Genomic DNA, 7,583 nt, shown 5'->3' on the forward strand with positions numbered 1-7,583 from the left:
CGGCATCGGGCCTGCGCTACTCTTTAACATGTTAAATGATCGGCATCCCAGGAGACCTCGCATGAAACGCCGCCACTTCGCCGCGCTCGCCGGCGCCGCGCTCGCCGCCCCCGCCGTGCTGGCGCAGGACCGCACCATCCGCATCCTCGTGGGCTTCCCGCCTGGCGGTTCGGCGGACGTGATCGCGCGCCTGCTCGCGGAGAAAATGCGCGTGTCGCTGGGCCAGAACGTCATCGTGGACAACAAGCCGGGCGCGGCGGGCCGGCTGGTGCTCGGCGAACTCAAGCGCGCCGCGCCGGACGGCCAGACCCTGGTGCTCTCGCCCAGCGGCGCCATGGTGATCGCGCCCTGGCTTTACAGCAACCTGGCCTACGACCCCGTCAAGGACTTCACGCCCGTCTCGCGCATCGTCACCTTCGACTTCGCGGTGACGGCCGGCCCGGGCGCTCCGCAAGGCGACTTGAAGACCGTGCTGGCCTGGATGAAGGCCAATCCCGGCAAGGCCAATTACGCGACTTCCGGTGCGGGCACCGTGCCGCACTTCGCCGGGCTGCTGCTGGGCCAGGCCTCCGGCGTGCCGCTCACGCACGTGGCCTACCGCGGAGGCGCTCCCGCGGCGCAGGACCTGATCGGCGGGCAGATTCCCCTGATGGTGGACACCGCCTCGGAAACCATCGAGCACCACAAGGCCGGCAAGGTGCGCATCCTGGCCGTCACCGGCGAGCAGCGCTCCAAGGCGCTGCCGGACGTGCCCACCCTGAAAGAGCAGGGCATCAACATGGCGGCCGACGCCTTCTTCGGCCTCTATGGCCCGCCCGGCATGCCGGCGGACGTGGTGAACCGCATCGACCATGCCGTCGCCGATGCGCTGAAGGACCCGGTGATCCAGGAGAAGATCTACGGCTTCGGCCTGGTTCCCAACCATGCACCGGCGGCGGACCTCGCCGCGACGCAGGTCGCGCACCTCAAGCGCTGGGAAACGCCGATCAAGGCCTCAGGCTTCAAGGCGGAGTAGGCACCAGCCTGGGCCGCCCGCATGCCGCAGAATCGCGGCATGCCTGCCGATTCCGCTACCGACGCGCTGCCCTACGCGGGCATCCGCGTCGTCGAATTCACTCACATGGTCATGGGCCCCACCTGCGGGCTCGTGCTCGGCGACCTCGGTGCCGAGGTGATCAAGGTGGAGCCGCCCGGCGGCGACAACACGCGCCGGCTGCTCGGCTCCGGCGCGGGCTTCTACCCGATGTTCAACCGCAACAAGAAGAGCATCGTGCTGGACCTGCAGTCGCCTGGCGGGCGCGAGGCGGCGCTGCGCCTGGTCGCCACCGCAGATGTCGTGAGCGAGAACTTCCGCCCCGGCACCATGAAGAAGCTCGGGCTGGACCACGCAACGATCTCCCGGCTCAATCCGCGCGTGATCTCGGTGAGCCACAAGGGCTTCCTGCCCGGGCCGTACGACCACCGCACGGCGCTCGATGAAGTCGTGCAGATGATGGGCGGCCTGGCGTACATGACCGGCCGCCCCGGCGATCCCCTGCGCGCGGGCAGCAGCGTCAACGACATCATGGGCGGCATGTTCGGCGCCATCGGCGCGATGGCCGCGCTCGCGCAGCGCGAGAAGACCGGCCGCGGCCAGGAAGTGCAGAGCGCCCTGTTCGAGAACAACGTGTTCCTCGTCGCCCAGCACATGATGCAGTTCGCCGTCACCGGCAAGCCGGCCGCGCCCATGCCCAGCCGCATCTCGGCCTGGGCGATCTACGACGTGTTCACCGTCAAGGACAGCGAGCAGGTCTTCCTCGCCGCGGTCAGCGACAGCCAGTGGAAGGTGTTCTGCGATGCCTTCGGCTACGCCGACCTGTACGGCGACGCGCGCCTGAAGACCAACAACGAGCGCGTGCAGGCACGCGACTGGTTGATCCCGCTGCTGCGCGAGCGGCTGGCGCGCCATACCGCGGCCGAGTTGAGCGCCGTCTTCGAGCGCAACGGCCTGCCCTTCGCTCCGATCACGCGGCCGGAACAGCTGTTCGACGATCCCCACCTGCAGGCCACCGGCGGACTCGCGCCCCTGCGGCTGGAAGACGGCCGCGAGACGCGCGTGCCGCTGCTGCCGCTCACGCTCGACGGCCAGCGCCCGGGCCTGCGCCTGCAGCCGCCGCGGCTGAACGAACACGGCCCCGCCCTGCTGCGCGAACTGGGGTACGGGGACGAGGAGATCGCGCGTTTCTCCGGACAAGGCTAATCGCCGCCCGAGAGGGCTCGATTGCTGACCTGCACGCGCATAATCGGCGCGGCATGGACAAGCTCAAGCAGCTGGAATCCTTCGTCTCGGTGGCCACCAAGGGCAGCCTCACGGCCGCCGCGCGCGCCGAGGGCGTGGCGCCCGCGATCATGGGGCGGCGCCTGGACGCGCTGGAGGAACGCCTGGGCGTGAAGCTCCTGGTGCGCACCACCCGCCGCATTTCCCTGACGCACGAAGGCAGCGCCTTCCTCGAGGACTGCCAGCGCCTGCTGGCCGACATCGTCAACGCGGAAGCGAGCGTCAGCGCCGGTGGCGTCAAGGCCAGTGGCCACCTGCGCATCACCGCGCCCGCCGGTTTCGGCCGGCGCCACGTCGCGCCGCTGGTGCCGCGCTTTCGCCAACTGCACGCCGACGTGACGATCTCGCTGAACCTGAGCGATCGCGTGGTCGACCTGGCGGGCGAGGGCTACGACTGCGCCGTGCGCGTGGGCGACTTCCCCGATTCGGCGCTGGTGGCCGTGCGGCTGGCGGACAACCGCCGCCTGTGCGTGGCCACGCCGGAGTACCTCAAGCGCCACGGCAGCCCGGAGCACCCCAACGACCTGGCGCGCTTCGACTGCCTGACCCTGTCCAGCGACGCCTCGCAGACGCGGGGCTGGGCCTTCCTGCTGCCCGGCAAGAACGGCGAAGGGGAACTCACGCACTTCAAGCCCGGCGGGCCGCTGGACTGTTCCGACGGCCAGGTCCTGCACGACTGGTGCCTGCAAGGCTGGGGCATTGCGTGGCGCAGCACCTGGGAGGTGGAGCAGGAAATCGCCGACGGCCGCCTGGCGGAGGTCCTCGCGCCTTTCGCGGCCCCGCCCAACGGCATCTATGCCGTCTTTCCGCAGCGCAAGCACCTGCCCCTGCGGGTGCGGCTGTGGATCGACTTCCTCAAGCACCACTACGCCCAGCCGCAGTTCTGGCGGGCCGGAGCTTCCGCATGACGCAGGACGCCATCCTCCAGTTCCTCCACCTCTCCGCCATCCTGGCGCTGGTGGTCTTCATCTCCAGCGAGGCCGCGCTGTGCCGTCCCGAGTGGATGAACGCGACCATCGTCGAGCGGCTGGTGAAGGTGGACCGCATCTACGGCATCGCCGCCGGGGTCGTGCTGGCCACGGGGCTGGTGCGCATCTATTTCGGCGCCAAGGGCGCCGGCTGGTACTGGAGCAACTGGCTGCTGCACCTGAAGCTCACGCTGTTCGTGCTGGTGGGCCTGATCTCCATCCTGCCGACGATGCGTTTCATCCGCTGGCGCCAGGCGCTGCGGGCGGATGGGTCGCTGCCGGCGGCCGAGGACGTGCGCCAGGCGAGGAAGCTGGTGATGCTGCAGGCCCACATCATTCCGGTGATTCCGCTGGCGGCCGCGTTCCTGGCGCGGGGGTTCGGCGGGAAGTGATCGGTGGGGGTTCGCCGCACCCTGGGCGACCCGTGTCGGCTTCGTAAGGTGGCGCGGCGCAGCCGCGGCCGGCGAGCAACAGCGAACCCCGCCGTGAGCCCCCCGTAAAATCACCCGATGCTCCAAGCAAAACAAGACTTGCTCGCCGCGCTGGCGGCCGGGCTGGAACAGCTGTCGCCCGGGGCAGGATCCAAGGCCGCCTTCGAATTGCCCAAGGTGGCCGCGCACGGCGACCTGGCCTGCACTGCGGCGATGCAGCTGGCCAAGCCGCTGAAGAAGAACCCGCGCCAGCTCGGCGAGGCGCTGCGCGACGCGCTGCTGGCGACGCCCGCCTTCCAGCGCTGGGTGGACGCGGTGGAGATCGCCGGCCCCGGCTTCCTGAACATCCGCCTGAAGAACGCGGCCAAGCAGGAAGTCGTGCGCGAAGTGCTGGGCGCGCGTGCCGGCTTCGGCCAGCAGCCGCTGCACGGCCGGCGCCTGCTGGTGGAATTCGTCTCCGCCAATCCCACCGGCCCGCTGCACGTGGGCCACGGCCGGCAGGCCGCGCTCGGCGACGCGCTGTGCAACCTGTACGCCACGCAGGGCTGGAACGTCCACCGCGAGTTCTATTACAACGACGCCGGCGTGCAGATCCAGACGCTGGCCGTCAGCGTGCAGGCGCGCGCGCGCGGCTACAAGCCCGGCGATGCGCAATGGCCGGAGACCGCCTACAACGGCGACTACATCGCGGACATCGCCAACGATTTCCTGGCCAAGAAGACGGTGAAGTCGGACGACCGCGCTTTCACCGCCAGTGGCGACCTCGACGACCTCGACGGCATGCGCCTGTTCGCCGTGGCCTATCTGCGCCACGAGCAGGACCTGGACCTGCAGTCCTTCGCCGTGCGCTTCGACCAGTACTACCTCGAGTCCAGCCTGTACACCAGCGGCAAGGTGGACGCTGTGGTGCAGCGCCTGCGCGACGCGGGCAAGACCTACGAGCACGAAGGCGCGCTGTGGCTGAAGTCGACCGACTACGGCGACGACAAGGACCGCGTCATGCGCAAGGGCGACGGCAGCTACACCTACTTCGTGCCGGACGTCGCGTACCACATCACCAAGTGGGAGCGCGGCTTCACCAAGGTGGTCAACATCCAGGGCACCGACCACCACGGCACGATCGCCCGCGTGCGCGCCGGCCTGCAGGCCGCCGGCGTCGGCATCCCCGAGGGCTACCCCGACTACGTGCTGCACACCATGGTGCGCGTGATGCGCGGCGGCGAGGAGGTCAAGATCTCCAAGCGCGCCGGCAGCTACGTGACCCTGCGCGACCTGGTCGAGTGGACCAGCAAGGACGCGGTGCGCTTCTTCCTGCTCTCGCGCAAGCCCGACACCGAATACGTGTTCGACGTCGACCTGGCGCTGGCGCAGAACAACGACAATCCCGTGTACTACGTGCAGTACGCGCACGCGCGCATCTGCTCGGTGCTGGCGGCCTGGGGCGGCGACCCGGCCGGCCTGGCCGGGGCGGACCTGTCGTCGCTGGAGCACCCGGCGGCGTTGAACCTGATGCTGCAGCTGGCCCGCTACCCGGAGATGCTCGCTGCCGCCGCGACCGATTTCGCGCCGCACGACGTCACCTTCTACCTGCGCGAGCTGGCGGCGGCGTACCACAGCTACTACGACAGCGAGCGCATTTTGGTCGACGACGACAGATTGAAGACAGCGCGCCTCGCGCTCGTGGCTGCGGTCGCGCAGGTGTTGCACAATGGACTGGCTGTGCTGGGGGTGAGTGCCCCCGCCAAGATGTGAGCATGAAACTGAAGCAACGCGGCAACACCCTGGTCGGGATCATCATCGGCATCGTGCTGGGCCTGGCGGCCGCCCTGGCCGTTGCGGTCTACGTCACGAAGGTCCCGGTGCCCTTCCTGAACAAGGGGCCCAGCCGTTCCCCCGAGCAGGATGCGGCGGAGTCGCGCAAGAACCAGAACTGGGACCCGAACGCGCCCCTGTACGGCAAGAACCCGGCCAAGGCCCTGCCGCCCACCCCCGGCATTCCCGCCGCCAGCGCGCCCGCCCCCGCCGCGGTGCCTTCGGCCAAGGCCCCGGAGGCCACGATCCCCGACAAGCAGAAGGACGCGGCCAAGGCGCCCGAGGCGCCCGCGGTCAGCGGCCGCCCGGCGCCGGCCGACCCGCTGGGCGACCTCGCCGCGGCGCGCACCGGCGGCGGCAGCGATCCCTTCTTCTACTTCGTGCAGGCGGGCGCGTTCCGCACGCCGGAAGACGCAGAGGCGCAGCGCGCCAAGCTTTCGCTCATGGGCATCGAGTCCAAGGTGACCGAGCGCGAGCAGTCCGGCCGCCAGGTGTACCGGGTGCGCGTGGGCCCCTTCAACAGCAAGGACGACGCCGACCGCCAGAAGGAAAAGCTGGATGCCGGCGGCTTCGACACGGCCCTCGTCCGCGTCCAGCGGTAGCGGGGCGTCGCCGGGCGGCGGAACCATGCACGGGCTGGGCGCTCTGACCCTCTTCAAGGAGAAAACAGGAATGAATCGACGCGAGTTCTCGACGACCGCGGCCATCGTGCTGGGCGCCTCCGCGCTGGGCGTGCCGCAGCTGGCGCTGGCCCAGCGCAAGCTGGAAGAGGGCAAGGACTTCCGGGTGCTGGAGAAGAAGGCGCCGGTGGAGGCGCCGGCCGGCAAGATCGAGGTGGTCGAGTTCTTCTGGTACAGCTGCCCGCACTGCAACGCCTTCGAACCGAAGCTCGCCGCGTGGCTGAAGAAGCTGCCGCCCGACGTGTCCTTCCGCCGCGTGCCGGTCGCCTTCCGCGACGACTTCGTGCCGCAGCAGCGCCTGTTCTACACGCTCGAAGCCATGGGCAAGGTGGAGGACCTGCACACCAAGGTCTTCAACGAGATCCACGTGAACCGCCAGCCCACCAACCGCGAGGACCTGATCCTCGCCTTCGTGGAGAAGAACGGGGTCGACAAGGCCAAGTTCCACGAGCTGTACAACTCGTTCTCGGTCTCGACCAAGGCGCGCAAGGCCAAGCAGCTGCAGGACCAGTACGAGGTGGATGGCGTGCCGGCGCTGGGGGTCAACGGCCAGTTCTACACGGACGGCACCCTGGCCGGCAACATGGACCGCGCCCTGCAGATCGTCGACTACCTCGTCGCGGAATCGCGTCGCGCCAAATAGGGCGGCGGCCGTCAAAATCCGCACGGTCACCCTTCGGGTGGCCAAGAAAAAGCCCGCCCGCGCGGGCTTTTCCGTCTGTGCTCGCTACAATGCCAGCAAGAATCGTGCCTCTATGAAGAACACCACCGCACTGCTTCCCCTGGCGCTCGCCCTGGCCCTGGCGGCCGCGCCTGCCGGCGCCGAACGCGCGGACCGCAACAAGCCCATGAACGTGGAGGCGGACGCGCTGCGTTACGACGACCTGCACCAGACCAGCGTCTTCACGGGCAAGGTGGTGGTGACCAAGGGCACGATCGTGATCCGCGGGGCCAAGATGACCGTGCGCCAGGACCCGGAGGGCTACCAGTCCGGCGTGGTGACGGCGGAGCCGGGCAAGCAGGCCTACTTCCGGCAGAAGCGCGAAGGCGTGGACGAATTCATCGAGGGCGAGGCCGAGAGCATCGAATACGACGGCAAGGCGGACAAGGTGCGCTTCATCGGCCGCGCCGAGATGCGGCGCCTGCGGGGCGCCACGGTCAACGACGAGACCAGCGGCTCGGTGATCACCTACGACAACACCAACGACCAGTTCACGGTGGATGGCGGCACCACCGCCGCGACGCCGTCGAACCCGGGCGGACGGGTGCGTGCCACGCTGGCTCCGCGCGCTGCCGCTTCCGCGTCGGCCGGTTCGGCCTCCGCGGCCGCCGCTGCCGCCTCCGCGCCGCGGCCCGCGGCATCGGCGCGGGCGCG

At 69.5% G+C, this 7,583-nt stretch carries 8 protein-coding genes; all 8 read left to right on the forward strand.

The features are described from left to right. Nucleotides 1-61: 61 nt before the first annotated feature. Entirely contained in the window at nucleotides 62-1,015 is a 954-nt protein-coding gene (locus AC3EGR_RS22945) for a Bug family tripartite tricarboxylate transporter substrate binding protein (protein WP_488548846.1), read from the forward strand. Nucleotides 1,016-1,054: 39 nt separating this feature from the next. Further along, nucleotides 1,055-2,239 (forward strand): CaiB/BaiF CoA transferase family protein, encoded by a 1,185-nt coding sequence (locus AC3EGR_RS22950; protein ID WP_488548847.1) that lies wholly within the window; start codon nucleotides 1,055-1,057, stop codon nucleotides 2,237-2,239. A gap of 53 nt (nucleotides 2,240-2,292) precedes the next feature. After that, entirely contained in the window at nucleotides 2,293-3,225 is a 933-nt protein-coding gene (locus AC3EGR_RS22955) for a LysR family transcriptional regulator (RefSeq protein WP_488548848.1), read from the forward strand. Then, on the forward strand, nucleotides 3,222-3,677 hold the full coding sequence (locus AC3EGR_RS22960) for a DUF2214 family protein (RefSeq protein ID WP_488548849.1): 456 nt from the start codon (nucleotides 3,222-3,224) through the stop codon (nucleotides 3,675-3,677). The genes AC3EGR_RS22955 and AC3EGR_RS22960 overlap by 4 nt, the downstream gene beginning before the upstream one ends. 117 nt (nucleotides 3,678-3,794) lie before the next feature. Then, nucleotides 3,795-5,468, forward strand: coding sequence for an arginine--tRNA ligase (argS, locus tag AC3EGR_RS22965; RefSeq protein WP_488548850.1), 1,674 nt, complete (start codon nucleotides 3,795-3,797; stop codon nucleotides 5,466-5,468). A 2-nt stretch (nucleotides 5,469-5,470) separates the two neighbouring features. After that, nucleotides 5,471-6,130, forward strand: coding sequence for an SPOR domain-containing protein (locus tag AC3EGR_RS22970; protein WP_488548851.1), 660 nt, complete (start codon nucleotides 5,471-5,473; stop codon nucleotides 6,128-6,130). 70 nt (nucleotides 6,131-6,200) lie between these two features. Next, nucleotides 6,201-6,851 (forward strand): thiol:disulfide interchange protein DsbA/DsbL, encoded by a 651-nt coding sequence (locus AC3EGR_RS22975; RefSeq protein WP_488548852.1) that lies wholly within the window; start codon nucleotides 6,201-6,203, stop codon nucleotides 6,849-6,851. Between the two features lie 112 nt (nucleotides 6,852-6,963). Next, nucleotides 6,964-7,583: lipopolysaccharide transport periplasmic protein LptA (lptA, locus tag AC3EGR_RS22980; RefSeq protein ID WP_488548853.1), on the forward strand; the 620-nt coding region annotated here is incomplete at its 3' end.

The sequence above is a fragment of the Ramlibacter sp. G4-7 genome (assembly GCF_057784995.1).

Coding starts and splice junctions, on each gene's coding strand:
- AC3EGR_RS22945 (WP_488548846.1), top strand. CDS start 62: ATGAAACGCCGCCACTTCGCCGCGCTCGCCGGCGCCGCGCTCGCCGCC.
- AC3EGR_RS22950 (WP_488548847.1), top strand. CDS start 1,055: ATGCCTGCCGATTCCGCTACCGACGCGCTGCCCTACGCGGGCATCCGC.
- AC3EGR_RS22955 (WP_488548848.1), top strand. CDS start 2,293: ATGGACAAGCTCAAGCAGCTGGAATCCTTCGTCTCGGTGGCCACCAAG.
- AC3EGR_RS22960 (WP_488548849.1), top strand. CDS start 3,222: ATGACGCAGGACGCCATCCTCCAGTTCCTCCACCTCTCCGCCATCCTG.
- argS (WP_488548850.1), top strand. CDS start 3,795: ATGCTCCAAGCAAAACAAGACTTGCTCGCCGCGCTGGCGGCCGGGCTG.
- AC3EGR_RS22970 (WP_488548851.1), top strand. CDS start 5,471: ATGAAACTGAAGCAACGCGGCAACACCCTGGTCGGGATCATCATCGGC.
- AC3EGR_RS22975 (WP_488548852.1), top strand. CDS start 6,201: ATGAATCGACGCGAGTTCTCGACGACCGCGGCCATCGTGCTGGGCGCC.